The organism is Onishia taeanensis (assembly GCF_013349955.1).
GTDB lineage: Bacteria > Pseudomonadota > Gammaproteobacteria > Pseudomonadales > Halomonadaceae > Onishia > Onishia taeanensis_B.
The window spans coordinates 89,346-108,046 of sequence record NZ_JABVXC010000005.1; the positions used below are offsets into that span (position 1 = coordinate 89,346).

General features: G+C 64.5%; 17 protein-coding genes. 4 read left to right on the top strand and 13 right to left on the bottom strand.

What is annotated here, in order from left to right; translation table 11 throughout:
* The first annotated feature begins 43 nt into the window (after positions 1 to 43).
* The 3 genes from astD to zapE all read left to right on the top strand — a co-directional run bounded on the left by astD (position 44) and on the right by zapE (position 4,213).
* Positions 44 to 1,513, top strand: a complete 1,470-nt coding sequence (astD, locus tag HUS66_RS08260; RefSeq protein ID WP_175070442.1) for a succinylglutamate-semialdehyde dehydrogenase — start codon at positions 44 to 46, stop codon at positions 1,511 to 1,513.
* A complete protein-coding gene (astB, locus tag HUS66_RS08265; protein ID WP_175070443.1) occupies positions 1,510 to 2,883 on the top strand; it encodes an N-succinylarginine dihydrolase in 1,374 nt (457 codons plus the stop codon). The genes astD and astB overlap by 4 nt, the downstream gene beginning before the upstream one ends.
* A 163-nt stretch (positions 2,884 to 3,046) precedes the next feature.
* The gene (zapE, locus tag HUS66_RS08270; protein ID WP_175070444.1) at positions 3,047 to 4,213 is read left to right on the top strand and encodes a cell division protein ZapE; all 1,167 of its coding nucleotides are present in this window, start codon (positions 3,047 to 3,049) and stop codon (positions 4,211 to 4,213) included.
* Between the two features lie 19 nt (positions 4,214 to 4,232).
* On the opposite strand, the gene HUS66_RS08275 is transcribed toward zapE, so the two are convergent.
* The 13 genes from HUS66_RS08275 to HUS66_RS08335 form a co-directional block, all read right to left on the bottom strand.
* Complete coding sequence (locus tag HUS66_RS08275; protein ID WP_175070445.1) at positions 4,233 to 5,621, bottom strand: PepSY-associated TM helix domain-containing protein; 1,389 nt, start codon at positions 5,619 to 5,621, stop codon at positions 4,233 to 4,235.
* Positions 5,622 to 5,718: 97 nt separating this feature from the next.
* The gene (locus HUS66_RS08280) at positions 5,719 to 6,171 is read right to left on the bottom strand and encodes a DUF2946 domain-containing protein (protein ID WP_175070446.1); all 453 of its coding nucleotides are present in this window, start codon (positions 6,169 to 6,171) and stop codon (positions 5,719 to 5,721) included.
* Positions 6,172 to 6,368: 197 nt separating this feature from the next.
* Complete coding sequence (locus HUS66_RS08285; RefSeq protein WP_175070447.1) at positions 6,369 to 7,865, bottom strand: diguanylate cyclase domain-containing protein; 1,497 nt, start codon at positions 7,863 to 7,865, stop codon at positions 6,369 to 6,371.
* Between the two features lie 376 nt (positions 7,866 to 8,241).
* Positions 8,242 to 9,639 carry an amidase gene (locus tag HUS66_RS08290; RefSeq protein ID WP_175070448.1) on the bottom strand — a complete coding sequence of 466 codons (1,398 nt, stop codon included), beginning with the start codon at positions 9,637 to 9,639 and terminating at the stop codon, positions 8,242 to 8,244.
* Complete coding sequence (locus tag HUS66_RS08295; RefSeq protein WP_175070449.1) at positions 9,636 to 10,319, bottom strand: DUF2848 domain-containing protein; 684 nt, start codon at positions 10,317 to 10,319, stop codon at positions 9,636 to 9,638. The genes HUS66_RS08290 and HUS66_RS08295 overlap by 4 nt, the downstream gene beginning before the upstream one ends.
* 69 nt (positions 10,320 to 10,388) lie before the next feature.
* Entirely contained in the window at positions 10,389 to 11,675 is a 1,287-nt protein-coding gene (locus HUS66_RS08300) for a TRAP transporter large permease (protein ID WP_175070450.1), read from the bottom strand.
* On the bottom strand, positions 11,675 to 12,250 hold the full coding sequence (locus HUS66_RS08305; RefSeq protein ID WP_175070451.1) for a TRAP transporter small permease subunit: 576 nt from the start codon (positions 12,248 to 12,250) through the stop codon (positions 11,675 to 11,677). Before HUS66_RS08305 ends, HUS66_RS08300 begins: the two co-directional genes overlap by 1 nt.
* A gap of 51 nt (positions 12,251 to 12,301) precedes the next feature.
* A complete protein-coding gene (locus tag HUS66_RS08310; RefSeq protein WP_217487962.1) occupies positions 12,302 to 13,366 on the bottom strand; it encodes a TRAP transporter substrate-binding protein in 1,065 nt (354 codons plus the stop codon).
* A 93-nt stretch (positions 13,367 to 13,459) separates the two neighbouring features.
* On the bottom strand, positions 13,460 to 14,260 hold the full coding sequence (locus tag HUS66_RS08315; protein ID WP_175070452.1) for a putative hydro-lyase: 801 nt from the start codon (positions 14,258 to 14,260) through the stop codon (positions 13,460 to 13,462).
* Between the two features lie 110 nt (positions 14,261 to 14,370).
* Positions 14,371 to 15,270 carry a LysR family transcriptional regulator gene (locus HUS66_RS08320; protein ID WP_175070453.1) on the bottom strand — a complete coding sequence of 300 codons (900 nt, stop codon included), beginning with the start codon at positions 15,268 to 15,270 and terminating at the stop codon, positions 14,371 to 14,373.
* A 4-nt stretch (positions 15,271 to 15,274) separates the two neighbouring features.
* Positions 15,275 to 16,324 carry an SPFH domain-containing protein gene (locus tag HUS66_RS08325; RefSeq protein WP_175070454.1) on the bottom strand — a complete coding sequence of 350 codons (1,050 nt, stop codon included), beginning with the start codon at positions 16,322 to 16,324 and terminating at the stop codon, positions 15,275 to 15,277.
* A 2-nt stretch (positions 16,325 to 16,326) separates the two neighbouring features.
* Complete coding sequence (locus tag HUS66_RS08330) at positions 16,327 to 16,800, bottom strand: NfeD family protein (RefSeq protein WP_175070455.1); 474 nt, start codon at positions 16,798 to 16,800, stop codon at positions 16,327 to 16,329.
* A gap of 113 nt (positions 16,801 to 16,913) precedes the next feature.
* Positions 16,914 to 17,123 (bottom strand): hypothetical protein, encoded by a 210-nt coding sequence (locus tag HUS66_RS08335; RefSeq protein ID WP_175070456.1) that lies wholly within the window; start codon positions 17,121 to 17,123, stop codon positions 16,914 to 16,916.
* Between the two features lie 183 nt (positions 17,124 to 17,306).
* Here HUS66_RS08335 and HUS66_RS08340 point away from each other — a divergent pair, with 183 nt between their 5' ends.
* Positions 17,307 to 18,650, top strand: a complete 1,344-nt coding sequence (locus HUS66_RS08340; RefSeq protein ID WP_175070457.1) for a DUF2252 domain-containing protein — start codon at positions 17,307 to 17,309, stop codon at positions 18,648 to 18,650.
* The last annotated feature ends 51 nt before the right edge of the window (positions 18,651 to 18,701 follow it).

Consider the following 18,701-nt stretch of genomic DNA (forward strand, 5'->3'; position numbering starts at 1 on the left):
CTTCGCAGGCGCGGCGGTCCCGCCGCGCGCAAGGAGAGATTCCATGCACGCCAAGCAGCAACTCCTGATCGGCGCTACCTGGCTTCCCGGTGAGGCCGAGGGCTTCGTCAAGACCGACCCGGTGTCTCATGACACCCTTTGGCAGGGCGGCAGCGCCAGTGCCGAGCAGGTCGGGGCCGCGGTGGATGCCGCCCGCGCCGCCTTCCCGGCCTGGGCTCGTACCCCCTTCGCCGAGCGCCAGGCGCTGGTCGAGCGCTTCCGCGACGTGCTCGACGGCCGCCGTGAGGTGCTGGCTACCGCCATCGCCCAGGAAACCGGCAAGCCGCTCTGGGAAGCGCGTACCGAAGTCGGCGCCATGATCGGCAAGGTGGCGCTGTCGGTGGCCGCCTATCACGAGCGCACCGGCGAGCGCAGTAAGGACGTCAACGGCACCCAGGCGGTGCTGCGCCATCGCCCGCATGGCGTGCTGGCCGTGTTTGGCCCCTACAACTTCCCCGGTCACCTGCCCAACGGGCATATGGTGCCGGCGCTGCTGGCCGGCAACAGTGTGGTCTTCAAGCCCAGCGAGCAGACGCCGCTGACCGCCGACCTGACCCTGCAGTGCTGGCGCGAGGCCGGCCTGCCGGACGGCGTGATCAACCTGGTGCAGGGCGCTGCCCCGATTGGCCAGGCGCTCTCCGCCCATCCCGGCATCGATGGTTTGCTGTTTACCGGCAGCGCCAAGGTCGGCGGCATACTGCAGCAGCAGTTTGCAGGCCAGCTCGACAAGATCCTGGCCCTGGAGCTTGGCGGCAACAACCCGCTGGTGATCAAGGACGTGCCGGATGAAAACGCCGCGGTGCTGACCATCCTGCAGTCGGCGTTCCTTTCAGGCGGCCAGCGCTGCACCTGTGCCCGCCGTCTGATCGTGCCCCAGGGCCCGGTTGGCGATCGTCTGATTGAGTCGCTGGTCACGGCCATATCCAAGCTGCGGGTGGCCGGTCAGTTCAGCGAGGACGCGCCCTTCTACGGCGGCCTGGTCAGTGTCGAAGCCGCCGACGGCCTGCTCAAGGCCCAGGACGCCCTGGAAGCCATGGGCGGCCAGGTGCTCGCACGCATGCAGCGCCTGGAAGAGGGCACCAGCCTGTTGTCGCCGGCGCTGATCGATGTCACCGGCATCGCGGTGCCGGACGAAGAGCACTTCGGTCCGCTGCTCAAGGTGCATCGCTACGGCGATTGGGATGAGGCGATGGCGCTTGCCAACGATACCCGCTACGGCCTGTCCGCGGGGCTGATCGGCGGCGACCGGGCCGACTGGGACGACTTCCTGCTACGCATCCGCGCCGGCATCGTCAACTGGAACCGCCAGACCACCGGCGCCTCCGGTGACGCGCCCTTCGGCGGGGTGGGCGACAGCGGCAATCATCGCCCCAGCGCCTATTACGCCGCCGACTACTGTGCCTACCCGGTCGCCTCCATGGAGGCCGAGAGCCTGGTGATGCCCGAGACCCTGCCGGCGGGAGTGGTGCTATGAGCGAGCCTGTGAGCGATGCCGTGAACGCGACCGACGTGCGCGAAGTGAACTTCGATGGTTTGGTTGGGCCGACCCACAACTACTCGGGGCTGGCCCACGGCAACGTGGCTTCGATGAGCCACGGTGGCCTGGTCTCCAATCCTCGGGAAGGGGCCCTGCAGGGACTTGGCAAGATGAAGTCGCTGATGGATGCGGGCTATGCCCAGGGTGTGCTGCCGCCCCAGCAGCGCCCGGACCTCGGCGCGCTGCGGGCGCTGGGTTTCTCCGGCAGCGACGGCGAAGTGCTGGCCCGGGCCGCCAAGGAGGCGCCGCAGATCCTGCGTGCGGTCTGCTCCGCCTCCAGCATGTGGACCGCCAACGCCGGCACCGTGACGCCGAGCGTCGACGCCCCGGATGGCCGTGTGCACTTCACGCCGGCCAACCTGCAGTCGAGCTTCCACCGCTACCTGGAGCCGCAGACCACCGGCCGGGTGCTGGCGGCAATGTTCAAGGACCAGGGCCACTTCGCCCATCATCCGGTGCTGCCGGCGACACCCGCCTTCTCCGATGAGGGCGCGGCCAACCACACCCGCCTGTGCGGTGACTACGGCGAGCCCGGCGTGCATCTGTTCGTCTACGGCCGTCAGGCCTTCGGCGGTGATGGCATCGAGCCCAAGCGCTACCCGGCCCGCCAGACGCTCGAGGCCAGCCAGGCGGTGGCCCGCCAGCATGGCCTGACCGATGCCCAGACGGTATTCGCCCAGCAGCATCCGGAGGCCATTGACGGCGGCGTCTTCCACAACGACGTGATCGCGGTGGGCAATGGCCCGGTGCTGCTCTACCACGCCAAGGCCTTTCGCGACGAAGAAGGCACGCTGGACGCACTGCGCGCCAAGATGGCCACGCCCTTGATCCCGGTGCGGGTGCCGGAAGAGGCGGTCAGCCTCGAAGACGCCGTGGGGTCGTACCTGTTCAACTCGCAGCTGCTGTCGAACCCGGACGGCTCGATGACCCTGGTGGTGCCCGGCGAGTGCCAGGAGAACGAGGCCGTGTGGCGCACCATTCAGGATCTGCTGATCGCCGGCCCCAACCCGATCAACGAGGTACTGGTCAAGGACGTCAAACAGAGCATGCGCAACGGCGGTGGCCCTGCCTGCCTGCGCCTACGCGTGGCGCTCAGTGAGGCCGAGCGGGCCGCCGTGACTGGCCGGGTGCTGCTCGACGACGGCCTCTACGGTGATCTCACCGCCTGGGTGGAGAAGCACTATCGCGATCGCCTGGCGGTGGAGGACCTCGCCGACCCACAGCTTGCCGTCGAGACCCTCACCGCCCTGGACGAGCTGACTCAGCTTCTCAAGATCGGCTCGGTGTATCCGTTCCAGCTGGGATAGGTCGCTACATACTGGTGACTGGCAACACCATGCCCTCGTCGGCTTTTCTGGCCGGCGGGGGCGTTTTTTATCGTGTCGCTTTCTACCTGCCGCTTTCTGCCATGCTTCGATGCTGGCACAGTAATGTCTCTTGCGATTTTCTTTCACGACGCAGGCCCTGCCGATGACCTTCTCGCCCCTTGAAGCCTATGAGCACGCTCTTGAGAACGGCTTTGTCGAGGACGCTGCCCAGCGCCAGGCAGCCGAGGCGCTCGACGCCTGCGGCGTGGCGCTGAACAGAGCGCACTCCCAGAAGGCAAGAGAAGAGCAAACGTCTGTGCTCGCAGAGCGCGGCAGGGGCCTCTACCTCTGGGGGCCGGTGGGGCGGGGCAAGACCTGGCTGATGGATCGGTTCGTCGCTTCGCTTGAGGTGCCGGTGCGCCGCCAGCATTTTCATCACTTCATGCGCTGGGTGCACCGGCGCCAGTTCCAACTGATGGGCACCGCCGACCCGCTGGGACAGCTGGCGGCCGAACTGGCAGAAGAGGTGCGGGTGCTGTGTCTGGATGAGCTTTATGTCAACGACATCGCCGATGCCATGCTGCTGGGTGGAGTGCTGATGGCGCTGTTCGAGCAGAGGGTGGCGCTGGTGACCACCTCCAACCAAGCGCCGGATCAGCTCTACGCCGACGGCTTCAACCGCGAGCGCTTCCTGCCGGCCATCGCCGCCCTCGAGCGGTATCTCGAGGTGATTAACCTCGATGGCGGTCAGGATCATCGCCAGCATCCGGGCGAGGCCCGCAAGCGTTACTGGATAGTCGAGCCAGGAGCACCGAGCCCGCTGCCTGCGGTCTTCGATGAATTGGCCTCAGGGCAAGCGACCACCAGTGAGCCCATCAGCCTGGGGCACCGTGAAATCGAAGTGAAGCGGCAAGGGAAAGACGTGCTCTGGTGTTCCTACGCTGCGCTTTGCGAGCAGCCGCTGTCGGCGCTGGATTTCATCGGCCTGTGTGATCGCTTTCGGGCCATCATGCTGGACGAGGTGCCGAGCCTGGGTGGCCAGCCCGAAGCCGCACGCATTGCCCGAGGCACCGAGGATGGTGTGGAACGCGTGGTCGCCGGTGACCGGGCGCTGCCTGCCTTGTCTCCCCAGGATGACGGCGTACGCCGCTTCATCGCCCTGGTCGATGAGTGCTACGACCGTGGCATCCCCCTCTACCTTGCCGCTCATGTGCCCCTCGAAGCGCTTTACTCCAAGGGGCACCTGGCCTTTCCCTTCCGGCGTAGCCTGAGTCGTCTGCAGGAAATGCAGCTCAGCCGCTTCGGTGTCGACCTGGTGGCTGAGGGCTGAGCGCAGAAGGCGGTTTCGCCTAGCGGGAATCGCTGACGGCGTCGCTGGTCGTCGCGGGCCTGTTGCCACGCAGCCCGTCGATGCCCAGCAGCACCAGCAGGCTCACGCCCAGCACCGGCATGGCGACACCCAGCCCCAGGGCGGTAACGCCAAGCAAGGTCAGCGTGGCCGGTGGCAGGCGGCGCAGCAGCGGCCACAGGGCTTGGCCGGCGTTTGGCTGACGGCGACGCCACCACATCACGTATCCCCAGCTCCCCATGACGATGATGCCGATCCCGAGCGCGGCCAATAGCAGTTGGTTGGGCAAGCCGAACAGCACGCCCATGTGGGCATCGATGCCCCAGCGGGTCAGCTTGGCCGGTAGCGAATAATCACCAAAGCGCACCTGGTCGAGCACCGCAAAGCTCTGCGGGTGGATGGCCACCTCGTCGACCTGGGAGGGCCAGGTGCGGTCGATTTCGCGCACCTTCCACGCCTGCCCAGGGCCGGGGACGCGTAGCTCGATCTTGCCGGCGTTCAGACCGGCCCGACGGGCCGCGGCCAGCACCCGGTCGGCATCGTCCGCATTCAGCAGGGCCATTTTGGTGTGAGATGCCTGATGTTCCGCGTGAACATTGGTGGTGTTGGGCGCGCCCAGCTCGAGCGATACCCGGGGCGTGCCCCAGCCGCCGGCCTTGAGCAGGGTAAAGAAGTTGGCGCCTGCCCATTTGGACCAGGTCATGCCGGTGGCCGAGAGGCCGAGCAACCCCACCAGCAGTACCAGGCCCAGCAGGCTGTGACGCCGTCGGGTGCGCAGGCGCTTGGCCGTCCGGGTCTGCTTGCGGGCGTTGACTCTGGGACTTGGCGAAAAGGCCCAGATGGCGAGGCCTCCCAGGGCCGCGAGCCACAGCCAGGACGCGGCCAGCTCACTGTAGAGTCGGCCGATATCGCCCTGCATCAGGTTGCGATGCAACTGATCGATGAAGCGTCGCAGTGGCAGCACGCCGCTGGTGCCATAGACCGTCAGGTCACCGCGCACCGCAAGGCTCGTCGGATCGATGAAGATGGCGCGATGCTCACCGCCCTCGAGGCTTGGATCGTTGAACATCACTCGGGTGGTGGTTCCGGCTTCGGGAGCCGGGCGGATGGCGCTGGGCGCTCGGTTATCCCCCAGATAGGCCTGAGCTGCGGCGATCTGTTCTGCCAGCGGCGCGGGCGCGGCATTGGCTGTGCTTGCCGTCGGGTCGGTGGTCAGGGCCTCGTGATAGATCGCCTGCTCGAGTGCCGGCGTCAGCGCGTAGAGGGTGCCGGTCAGGGCGGCGAACAGAATGAAGGGGCCGACCATTAGGCCAATATAGCCATGCAGGCGGATGATCAGCGCCTTGAGGGTGCTGGCGGTACGGGGCGGGGCGGCTGTATGTTCGGTCATTGGGTATCTCTGATGAGTGAAGCAGCACCCTGGGATAGCGGCAGGGCACAGGCCTGTTGGCAAGACGACTGGGGCCGCCTTGCGTCAGGGGAGTGGGTCACGACATCAGGGAGTGCGGCGGGGCGCGGGGCGCGAACGCCGGATAGGTGGTTTCGGCATGCGGCAGCTGGGGACTGGCCAACGGCCGTATGCGTGAGGGGGCTGGCGTCGCCGCTAGCGGCGACGCCAGCGTGGGCATGACCCCAGGGGTGTGGGCGAACAGCAGGCAATAGCCGCAGGCGGCCAGGACATCGGTGTGGTGACATGCCCCGCCATGCGCGGAGTGCTCCCCGGTCTCAGCCATACTCGTCGAATGAGCCTGTGCATGAGACATGGGCATATCGGCCTGCTGGTGTTCGAGCAGGCGCTGCGACTGGCTGATCAGTGGGCCGACGAATACCAGCAGCATGGCGACCAGCGCCAGCCAGGCCAGGCAGCGGTCGGGTCGTATCCGCCATCCGATTTCGCCATGCGGGCGGCGGGCGCAGGAGTGACGGGGAGGCCTTGGCAAGTGAGCGAATATCCGACGTGAGAGGAGAAAACGAATCCAGGCGCGATGTCGCGCGATAAGGCACGCCATGAAGGATAAAGCACGATCATGTCATCGCCCAGCGGTGCTCTGGGGCGTTTTGCCGCAGCGGGTCGTTGGCGAATTCGGCGGCAGGACCGGTAATTGATGGCACGCACGCTTGGGTTGAACAGGCGAGCTCAGGCTATAGAGAAGGCACTGTCGTGGACTACCATGCGGTTGCGGCCATGATGCTTGGCGGCATACAGCGCTCGGTCGGCCCGAGCGATGGCGATAGCCTGGCAGTCATAGGGGTCGTCGCTGTCGGGAAGCGCTACCAGCCCAAGGCTGATCGTAATGCGCAACTCAAGCTTTTGATGGGAATCGGGGATCGTCAGGCAGAACGGATACTGGTCGATGACATGGCGTATGCGTTCGCCAAGTTCGCTTGCCTGGTCGGGAGTCACTTGGTCGATCAGGACGGCGAATTCTTCACCGCCGATGCGGGCAAAGCTATCCTGCCGACGTAGCACCTGTTGAATGCGTCGAGCCATTAGACAGAGCAGGGCATCACCTGCGGGGTGGCCGTGTTGGTCGTTGACTTGCTTGAAATGATCGATATCCATCAGCAACAGATAAGGCCAGCGCTTATCGCCTTTTTTGGCTTTGGGGCGCTGGGCGAGATGCGCAAAGTGCTGTTCGAGGCCGCGACGATTGAGCAGCTCGGTCAGGGCATCATGATGGGATGCTGTTAGCGCCTGCTGTTCCTGATGTTTCCGGTGGCTGATGTCGATCAGCAGTCCGGCGATATTCAGCGGTCGCCCCTTATCGTCATAGCTGATTTCGGCGACGATTTCGCTCCAGCGAAGCGCACCGCCAGTGACGCTCACTCTGGCATCTTGCCGCCAATCACTCGCCTTGGCTCGCAGGGTCTCGCGCAGGCGCTGGAACAGGTGTGGCCGATCCTCTGCCACCACACAACTCAATAGGCGGCGCAGTGGAATATAGGGGTAGGTCGCCGGGTAGTTGAGTATCCGCCGCAGGCCTTGGGAGCAGAACAGCTCGCCGTAGACCAGGTCTATCTCCCAGACGCCACAATCGGTCACGCGATGCAGCAGCTCGAGCTGCAGGGAACGGCTGTTCAACTGCTGGCGATAAAGGCCCGCGGCGATCAGCTCGGCGGCGATCGTCAATAACTGGAGCCCGGTCCCTTTCCAGCACAGCGCCCTCTTGCAGTCGTCGATTCCCAGGGTGCCCCACCACTTGCCATTGAAGCGGATCGGGACGGTTGCCATGGAAAGAATCCCCTGGCTTTCCAGGTTATTACGCAAAGACCCCGGCGCCAGGTGGTGCGTCATCATGCTTTGACCCTGCCCCTTCAGGCGTTGGTCGATCAATTGCTGATATTGAGGATCGTCGAAGAGTGTAGAAAAAAATCGAAAGCGCCGATGGTTACTCTGCTGATAGTGGCTCTTGGCACTCCATTCGAACACATAGTCCTGAACGATGGCATCGTCACTGAGCTCGATCAGTTGAAACACCCAGACCCGGCTGCCGCCGGTGGCGGCGCCAATCAGAGCCAGCAGACGCTTTACGCCCTCTGTGAAGCGGGACTGGTCGGCCATGTCCCATGCGCTATCGGCCAAGGCTGACAGCAACTTGGTGGCATCGAGACTTCCCTGTTCACTTTCAGGCATAGGCGTGCCGTTTTCTTAGCAAGGGGTGTTTCTCGCCTGCTGTCTAGCGTTAGGCGTGACTTGTTATCGGGTTACTTATATAGACATAACATGACAATTGGAAAAAGGATGCAATCATCCATTTGGGGGCAATCGCAAAATCACCTTCCACTGGAGCTTATCCGCTGTGTTTATTCAAACGGTCAAGTGCGCTTTCAACAAGCTGTCTGGCGAGTGGTGGGAGGTCGAGGCAGGCCGGGGTCCTCGAGTTTGTCGCAGGGCTCATTGGGGCGCCTGCGACAGGGGATAGCACAAGAAGGTATCGGGCCCCACGTGTGCGGATGGCTTGGCGAGGGGCTCGATGCGAGTGGCTCGATGCGAGGAGCATCGGCCGGCGCTAGCCCAGTGTTGCCTCAAGGACGCTGGCCATCTGTAGCAGGGCCTTGTCCTCACCCTGAGGGCGGGCCAGCATCAGGCCGATTGGCAGCTCGGCATCGGCCGCGCCGTAGGGCAGCGAGATGGCGCTGGCATCCAGATAATTGAAGACGCTGGTGTTGCGCAGGGCGCGGCGGTTGGCGGTCTGAAAGGCCTCGGCGTTCGTCGCGAGGTCACGGTGCTTGGGAGGCAGCATGGCCACGGTGGGAAGCAGCACCGCATCGAAGCCGACCAGTTCCGCAGCGAAGCGATCCTGAATGCCGGGGCGTTGCCATAGCCTGTTCAGATAGTCGCTTGACAGTACCTCGCGACCGCCGCGCAGCCGCTCGGCGATGAACGGGTCGTAGTCGGCTTCGCGAGCGGACAACTGCTCCCGATGCAGGGCCGCCGCCTCCGGGACGACGAGCCCACCCTGCTGGTTGATGGCGTGAGCCTCCACCACCGCCGCGAGCGGCAGGCGCTCGACGTGCCAGCCGAGTCGGTGCAGGGTGAACACGGCCTCGTCGAACGCGGCGGAGACCTCCTCGTCGAGCTCCTCGAGCAGTGGGCCGTCGGGTATCGCCAGGCGCAGTGGGCGAGGCGTGGCATCCAGGGTGACCTCCTGCCGACTTAGCGCCTGCCACAGGGTGGCACAGCAAGCGACGCTCGCGCCGATGGGGCCGACGCAGTCGAGGCTCGGTGACAGCGGGTAGGCGCCCTCGCCGGGCACGCTTGACTGGCTGGGCTTGAACCCCACCAGGCCGCAGAAAGCCGCCGGGATACGCAGCGAGCCGCCGGTATCACTGCCCAGTGCCGCCGCCGCGAGGCCAAAGGCCACCGACGCGGCCCCGCCCGAGGTCGACCCACCTGTGATGCGAGTGGCATCGAAGGGGTTGGGGGGCGTACCGACGTGGGGGTTGAGGCCAAGGCCTGAAAAGGCGAACTCGCTCATGGTGGTCCGGCCGGCGAGCAGCGCGCCGGCCTGACGCAAGCGGGCCACGGCTGGCGCATCCTGCGTCGCGGGCAGGCTGGTTTCGAGCACCCGCGACCCAGCGCGGGTCACCTCGCCGCGCACGTCGAAGAGATCCTTGATGCTGATAGGCACGCCGGACAGCGCGCGCGGTGCCTCGCCTGCTGCCTGCAGGGCCTGCTGAGCACCGGCCTGGGCGTCCAGGCGGGTCGGATCAAGGCTTAGGAAGGTCTCGCGGGTGATGTCCGTGAGCGCCGCGGCGCGCTGGCTCAGAGCCTCGCTGGCCTCGCAGTAGCTGAAGTCGCCATTCTGGAAGGCCGCGGCGAGATCCGCCAGCCGACGCTGGTTGGGCGGGCGCTCCCAGAAAGCCTTTGCCATCGCCCGGGATGTCTCGGGAGTGTGGTGGCTCATTGTGCTACCTCCAGCGCCTCGATCCGGTAGTGGTGGCTGAGCGTACGATCGCGCACCGGGTCCTTCAGGTGCATGGTGAAACCCTCGCTGGGGCGGATGCTGCCGATGGCTGGCACGGTGCCACACAGCAGCACGCTATTGGGCGCCAGGCTGCCGTTCACCGCAAGCGCCGCTGGCAGTTTCGCCAGCAGCGCCGGCACGTCGAGCAGCTCGGCCAGGGTACCCTGCTGGTAAGTGACGGTCTGGCCGTCTTCTTCGATTTCGCTTGAAAGTTCCAGCGTATCCCAGTGATCGCGGATCTCGTCGTAGCGCCAAGCCTCGCGGCCGATCGGCTTGGCGCACAGCTGCTTGGATTCGGCGACGCCAACGGCCTCGAGCTTGCGGTCGGTGTGATCGGAGGCCAGGGTCACCCACAGGGTGCCATCGGCGTCGCTGATCAGGCAGGCCTCGACCTCGCCGGAGCCGTGGGTACCAAGCATCTGCACCTGTTCCTGTTGGGTCAGCAGCTCGATGCCGCCCCGGTAAAACAGTGGGGTGGTGGAGGGAGGCTTAACGCCGAGTTCCGCTAGTTCCTCGATATGGTGCTGTACGCCGGCCTGGTCGCGGCCGGCCCAGCCAGCGATCGCCAGACGCTCGGGTGTCAGGGTGAAGGTACCGTCGGCATGGGTGAAGGTCAGCATGGAAAAGGCTCCGTTCTTGTTGTCAGGTCAGGATGTTAGGGCTATTGGTTCAGGACTATTGGTTCAGGACTATTGGTTCAGCGTCTGGGGCAGCCACAGGGCGATCGACGGAAAGGCCACCAGCAGCGCGGCCATCACCAGCATGGCGGCGAGGTAGGGCAGGGTGCCGATGATCACGTCGGAGAAGGCTTCGCCACGGCGCGAAGCCTGGACGATGTAGAGGTTGAGTCCTACCGGGGGCGTGATCAGCGCCAGTTCCACGAACAGGATCATCACGATGCCGAACCACACCTTGTCGAAGCCAGCGGCGACGATCAGCGGAGTGACGATGGGAATGGTGATCACCATCAGTGACAGGGTCTCGATGAAAAAACCCAGTACGATGAACAGCGCAATCACCGCCATCAGCAGCGCGAAGGGCGAGAGGTCGTAGGCGTTCAGCAGACCGGTGAGCTGCTGCACCATGCCCGAGGAGGCCAGCGCGAAGTTGAGGAAGGAGGCGGCCAGGATGATGAACAGGATCATTGAGCTGGTCTTGATGGTGCCGTCCAGCGCGGCCATCAGCATCTTGCCATCCAGGCTGCGGTTCAGTGCGGCGAGCCCCAGCGAGGCGATCACGCCGATGGCCGCGGCCTCGGTGGGCGTCGCCCAGCCCAGGTAGATCGAGCCCACGATTACCAGGAACAGCACCAGTAGCGGTAGCAGGAACTTGAGGCTATTCAAACGGGTGCGCCAGGAGGCCACATTGCTGGGGCCGCCCAACGAGGGCTTCCACAGGCATAGCAGCAACGAGGCGATCATGAACAGCAGCGCCAGCCCCAGGCCCGGGACCAGACCGGCCATGAACAGCTGCGGGATCGACGTCTCGGTAAGGAAGCCGTAGACGATCAAGTTGATGGAGGGTGGAATCAGAATCCCCAGGGTGCCGCCGGCGGCGATGCTGCCGCAGAACAGCTTGGCGTCGTAGCCCAGCATCTTGCCCTGGGGCAGGGCCACGGTGGAGACCGTGGCAGCGGTTGCCACCGAGGAGCCGGAGGTCGCCGAGAACAGCGCCGAGGTGGTGATATTGGCGTGCAGCAGGCCGCCTGGCAGCCACGAGAGCCAATGGTCCATGGCTCGGTAGGCCTTCTCGGCGATGCCGGCGCGCACGATGATCTCGCCCATCAGCACGAACAGCGGAATCGCGATCAGCAGGAAGGAGTCAGCGGCCGACCACAGGTTCTGACCGAGTGCCTTGGTCAGCGGGAAGAAAGAGAAGAACTGGTCGATGCCAAAGGCTAGCAGGAACAGCGTCACGGCGACTGGTATACCGGCCAGCAGCAGGCTCAGGATACCCACGGAAAGAAAGGCAAGCATCAGGTGGTCTCCTGGGCAGTTTCGCCCTTGTCCGGGCCGGCCAGGGCCTCGATGGTAGCGGCATCATGGGTGAGCAGCGCGGCCAGCACGCGCAGACCGAGCACGCTGGTCGTGATCGCGAACCACACATAGCCGGCGAGCCACAGTACCTGCGGAATCCACAGCGGAGTGGCCAGCGGGGTGTTGGCAGTGGAGCTGTTGGCGAGCGACTTGGCCAGCACCGGGTAGGCGTTGAAGGCAATGGTCCAGGCCACCAGGTTCAACGCCAGCAGAGCGATGATGTCGAGCGCCTGACGCGAGCGCGGAGACAGTTGGCCATGGACCACGTCGATGCGGATATGGGCGCGCTCCAGCAGGGTGTGCGACAGCCCCCAGGCCGAGAGCACCGCCAGCACATAGCCGGAGTACTCGTGAACCCCGGAGAGGGCATGGCCGGCGAACTGGCGCATCAGGATCTCGACACCGATGAACAGCACCACGGCCAGCAGGGCGAAGCCCATCAGGCGGGCGGCGATACGGGAAATCAGGCGCGTGACACCAACCACGGCATCGAGCGCGGGAATAAGGGTCTTCATGGGGTATTACCTCGCATATGGGCCGCCCCGCTTCGGCGGGGCGGCTGCGGGTCAGGGCGCGGTGGCAGTCAGACCTACAATCTCGCCGACGCTTGAGTTCCAGGCCTGGCGGGTCTCGTCATCGACACGGGATGCCCAGGCAGGCAGCACCTTTTCTTCGAGTGCCTGACGGGCCCGGGCCAGGTCGTCGTCACTGGCTCGCACCAGGGTCATGTCGGCCGGGTCACCCAGCGGGCACTCGCCCTGGCCGGTCAGGCAAGCGATACCGCGTGCCGTCTCGGTGCGGGCATTGGCCCATACCGGCGCCACGAACTCGCTGTCGAGACTCGACTGGATCTGGGCCTGAGTGGCGTTGTCGAGACCGTTCCACTTGTCGAGGTTGATGGCGGTGATCACATAGTCCCAGCCGCCCATCGGCAGGGCGAGCAAGTGGCTTGACACCTCATGCCAGCCGGCGCTGTAACCGGATAGCGAACCGGTTACGGCGCAGTCGATCACGCCGCGCTCCAGCGACCCCGGCACTTCGTTGAAGGCGATGTTCAGGCTCTGGGCGCCCAGCGCTTCGATGAACTCCCCCGTCGAGCGGCCGCTGGCGCGCACCTTTTTGTCGGCGAGGCTCTCGATGCCATCGATCGGCGTGTTACAGAACAGCACCTGGGCGGGGTAAGGCACGATGGCCAGCACATGGCTGTTGAAGCGCTCGTTCATGGTCGTTTCGGCGAGGGGGCGGAAGGCCCCGGCGACCTGCTGGGCGGACTCGATGTCGCTGGCCATCATCGGCAGGTCCAGGCCCTCAAGGGCGGGGGCATCGCCCACGGTGTAGTCGGCCACGGTCATGCCGACATCGAACAGGCCATCTCCCAGGTAGCGATAGACGTCGCTGCCCGCGATGCCCATCTGATCATGGGTGGTGACCTGGGTTTCGATCTCGCCATTGCTCTTCGCGGGCAGCGTCTCGCTCCAGAACGGTTTCTCGAACTGGCGGTGCAGCTCGAGGCTGCTCCAGCTGCCGACCACGTTGAGGGTGGTTTCGGCACTGGCCGTGGCGCTCAAGCCGATCAGGCCGAGGCCGACCAGGGTGGTCGTCAGGCGGGTGGGGCGAAGGGACTGAGTCATAAGGAGCTTCCTTCTTGTTGCTGTTATGGGAACGTGGGGTTTCGGCGCCTGAGGGTGCGGGGTCAGGCCTGCCCCGAACCTGCCCGGGTAGGCTTAACCGAATTTGAGCCGTTGGTTGGGCAGGTCGGTGATCAGCATGTGACCGGGACTATGGGTGATGACGAAGGGTAGCCTGGCCTGCTCGATGGCCAGCTGGGGAGTCACTCCGCAGGCCCAGAACACCGGCAGGTCATCGTCATGGAGGACGGGCGGCTCGCCAAAGTCCGGCGTGGCCAGATTCTTGATGCCGAGCAGCTCGGGGTGGCCGATATGGATCGGGGCGCCATGCACTCTGGGCATGTCGGTGGTGATCTGGATGGCGCGGATTGCATGCTCCGCCTGAAAAGGGCGCATGGACACCACCAGCTCGCCGCGAAAGACGCCGCTTGGGGTCAGGGAGCGATGGGTGCGGTACATCGGCACGTTGCGGCCATGGCTTAGGTGGCGCACGTCGAGGCCATCACTGATCAGCGCTTCCTCGAAGGAGAAGGAACAGCCGATCGAGAAGCTGACGAAATCCTCCTGCCAGTACTCGGCGATGTCGGTGCATTCGCCGGCCAGGGCGCCATCGCGGTAGAGGCGATAGCGCGGCAGGTCGTGGCGCAGATCGATGTCCTCGCCCAGTGCATGAGGCACGGGGTCGCCTGGGCGGGTCACGTCCAGCAGCGGGCAGGGCTTCGGGTTCATCAGGCAGAAACGCATGAAGTCGTCGGCATATTGTGCTGGCAGGATCACCAGATTGGCCTGGGCGAACCCAGCGGCCAAGCCGCTGGTGTGGTGGCTCCAGTCACCGCGGCGGATGGCCTGGCGAACCTCGTCGGGGCTCGAAGATGGCGTCAGACGGGCAGAGGTCATGGCATGTCTTTGTGGTTGTGATTATGCCTTCACGATAGGAATCCGCTTTCGATAAATCCAATCGATTCTTACGATACTTTTTGATCGGAAAAACCTTTCATGCGACCGGGTCAGGCGTTTTCGTGGGCGGCCTGATCACGCTGCGCGATCTCGATGGCGAGTTCCGTGATGCCTTCTGCCAAGGTGCTTTCGAGGTGCTGGGGCCAGCAGGCAGTGAAGCTCAGGGCGGGCAAGGTGCAGGGCAGCTTGATCAGCGCGCCGCTGGCCAGTTCCTTTGTCACGATGCGTGGCGGTATGGCGCCGATACCAAGCCCGTCGAGGGTCATGCGCACAATGGTCCACAGCGAGCTCGAGCAGTGTAGCTTGACGCTGTCGAGTCCCTGGTGGTGGAGCAGCGAACCCAGCTCATGGTAGGGGCGAGAGTGACGGGCAAAGGTGATCAGCGGGATGCTGCCGAGTCGCTGCAGTGAGAAGAAGGCCGGGTCGAGCCCCAGAGAGGGGCTGGCCACAAGGCCCATGGTGTAGTGACACAGGAAACGATTGAGCACGTTTTTGGTATTCACCGGGCCCATCAGAAAGGCCAGGTCGATATCGTGCTGGTTGAGCTTTTCGGCGAGTCCCGGCGAGCTGTCGACCTCGAGCTCGAGGGTCATCTCAGGAAAGCGCTGGGCCAGTTCGGTGAGGAAGGCCGGCAGCCAGCTGTGGGCTACGGTCTCCACAACCCCCAGCCGCAGGGTGCCCTGGAAGGGGGATTCCAGGTCGAGGATCTTGAGGGCCTGCTGGCGTGCCTCGAGGAGCTGCTCGGCATGGCGGTAGAACTGGCGACCCTTGGCGGTGGGTTTCACCGGCCGCTGAGAACGTTCCAGGAGACTCTCGCCGATCAGCGCCTCGAGCTTGCCGATACGATCGGATACCGAGGGCTGCGTCAGGTGCAGGTGGTGCGCCGCCAGCCGAAACGAGCCGAGGCGCACGATCCATACGAAGGCTTCGATTTCCTTGAAGTCGAACATGGGCTCAGGACGCGTTGCTGGCTCCGCCCAGCATGCCGCTGCGCAGGCCGGACTGGCTGGCATTGTCATTGAGGTGCTGGCGCACGCTGTCTTCCGGGGAGCCGGCCATTTCCCGGAACATGCCCATCGACCCAAGCAGCGCCGAGGATTCGTAGGGCACGAAGACGCGCTCGCCCTCCTTGGCCATGGTCGGCAGGGCCTTGATGTAGCTCTGGCCGAGCAGATAGCCGACCACGGTGCGCTTGTTCTCTTCGCTCTCGCCGATGGCGTTGAGCACCAGCTTGATCGATTCCTGCTCGCCCTGGGCGCGCAGAATCGCGGATTCCTTGTCGCCCTCGGCGTTGAGGATCGCCGATTCCCGCTGACCTTGGGCCATGGCGATGGCAGCAGACTTCTCGCCCTCGGCTTCGGTGACGGTGGCGCGGCGCTTGCGCTCGGCGGCCATTTGCAGGCGCATGGCGGACTCCACCTCTTCAGGCATGGCGATGTCCTGCACCTCGACCCGTGAAATCTTCACGCCCCACTTGGAGGCCGGTTCTTCCATCGAGGCCTGGATCTCGTTGTTGACCTCGGCACGGGACTCGAACAGCTTGTCGAGCTCCATCTTGCCGACCACCGAGCGCAGGGTGGTCTTGGCCAGCACTTCGACCGCCTGGCTCATGTTCTCGACTTCGTAGACCGCCCGCTTGGGATCGATGATCTGATAGTAGAGAGCGCCGTTAATGGTCACGGTGACGTTGTCGGTGGTGACCACCGGCTGGCCGGGGAAGTCCATGACCGTTTCACGGCGGTCGATGCGAATTTCGTCGCTGGTCAGCGGCAGGTACTCTTCCCCCATCTTCTTGTAGCGGATCATGGTGATGGCACGGGGCTGCTCGATGAAGGGGATGATGATATTGATGCCGCTCTCCAGGACCCGGTTGAACGAGCCCAAGCGCTCGATGACCATGACCTCGGACTGCCGCACGATGACCAGCCCCTTGGCGATGATCACGATACCCATGACGACCACGATCAGGCTGAGAATCAGCCCCGGGCTCAACGGAAATTCCATTTTCACTGCTCCTGTGATGATGCGCTGGCGGATGCCAGCGTGACGATGGCGGTGGTGCCATCGAATTCCTTGAAGATAACGTCGGTGCCCGGAGGCAGACGCGTGGTGGTGCTGTCGGCGACGCGCAGGCGGTAGAAGTCGCCGTTGATCTTGAGGCCGCTGGCGCCGTCGAAGTCGCGATCCAGCGTCAGATAATGGCGCCCCTGCTCGGCACCGGTGCCGGTGGTGCCATAGGCCACGCCCTTGGGCGAGAAGCGTGGCCGGATCACCTTGATGGTCAGGGGAACCAGCACTCCGGACAGCACGCCCATGGCGAGCAGTTGCCCACTAATGGGTAGCCCGAGGGCGGCGGTGGTCGCCGCGGTCAAAGCAGCAGCGATGGCTAGTGCCAGCAGCATCAGCGTGCCGGAGGTCAGCTCGGCCAGGCCGAGCACCAGGGCGGCAGCGAGCCAGAGCATCGCAGGGGTCCATTCCATGGCTGTTTCCTCGGTTGGTCAGTCGGTCTAGTGTCGCATGCCGCCTTGAAGGGGGCGCTAGGGCGTGAGTGCTGTTTAGCTCGCTGCGTTAAGTAATGCGCTTCGTCGGGCCGTCAGCGCGGGGCATCACTGATCGAGCGGGGCTCGCCGTTTTCATCGAGAATCACGCCCGGTGAGTAGGGCGTAGGTGTTTCATCGCCGGGTGCGCCGAGTACGGTCTCGCGGTGTCCATCCGGGTAGGTATTGATGGTACAACCAGGGAGCAGCATCGCCAGCAGGAGGCCGGCAATCAGCGGCAGGGCGCACAGACGGAAACGTGGCATGACGGGGCCTTCTAGGGATATCACAAGATTGATGCGTAATATGCTAATCATACCTTGCCCGCTTGTCCGGTGACATCTTCGTAACGGCTCCCTTGATGCCATATCATCGAACCTCATCCACCTCTACCATGAAGGGACTGGCCGCTCTCATGGCTATTGCCCCTTATCGAGGAGACACGCCGCATGTCGCAGCCCCTGACACGCCATAACCGACCCCAGCAGGTGCTCGATGCCATCGATGCCGCCAACGCCGGCCTTTCCGATGCCGACCGGGAGGCCAAGTTCGCCAAGCTGGCACAGTCGCCGTACCGCTTCTTTCGCGGCACCAATCACCTCTACTGGGATGATGTCTGGCACGATTGGCGCTTCGCCTTGTTCGGTGGCCTGCCCGAGACCCAGACCTGGCTGCAGGGTGATGCCCATGCCTACAACTTTGGCGCCTATGGCCATCACGACGATGCGGTGCGCTACGGCATGGATGACTTCGACGACGCCCTGATCGGCGACTACCAGTACGATCTCTGGCGGCTGGCCATCAGCCTGGTGCTCGATGCTCGCGAGAATGTCGGCCTGTCACGCAAGGGCATCCGCAAGGCATTGAAGAAACTGCTTGAAAGCTATCACGACGAACTGGCCGGGCACGTGCGCGGCGAGGCGCCGATGGCCGTGACTCTAGAGACCGCCAAGGGCCCCTTGGCGCCTTTCCTCGAGAAGGTGACGCGTAAGGAAAGCCGGGCCAAGATGCTGGACAAGTGGACCACCCTCGACGAGGGAGGGCGGCGCTTTGCCGTCGAGGAGCGTCCGGAGAAGCTGGCCCGATTGCCCGCGCACCTGAGTAGCCAACTGCGCAAGGCCATCGAGGAGGAGTACCGCAATACCCTGAGCGGGGCACGCGCCCAGGCCGAGGAGGATCACTTCCGGATCAAGGACATGGCGCGGCGTCTCGACGCCGGCACCGGCTCGCTGGGGCTCGAACGCTATTACGTGCTGATCGAAGGCGGGCGCAGGCTCGAACATAAGCACGAGCACGACGACGTGATCCTCGATGTGAAACAGCAGACGCCTCCCGAAGGCTGGCGCAAGATGAACGCCGCCGAGAAGCGTGCCTGGAAGGCCGCCTTCCCCCATGAAGGGACTCGCCATGCCGCCGCTTTCAGCGCTATCGCCGAGTATCCCGACCTCTACCTGGGCTGGCTGCATCTGGGCGAGAGCGTCTTTTCGGTGCGCGAGCGCTCACCGTTCAAGGAAGACTTTCCCACCCACAAACTCGACGGTGCCAAACCCTACCGCCAGCTGGTCAAGCAATGGGGACGGATTCTCGCGCGCGAGCACCTGCGTGGCGCCCGTGCCCTAAACCAGGACGACCCGGCACGCTTTGCACGCAACGTCTGCGCACGACTCGATGGACGCCTGGAGCCCTTTATCGAGGTGGTCAGCACCCTGGCGGTGACCTATGCCGACTGCGTCGCCCAGGATTACCGCGTCTTCGTCGATGCCCGTATGCCTGGCTATTCGGACGACACCTAGCCGGTGCTATGATCGGCTGATCTTCAATTTCATACATATACCCTCAGGGAA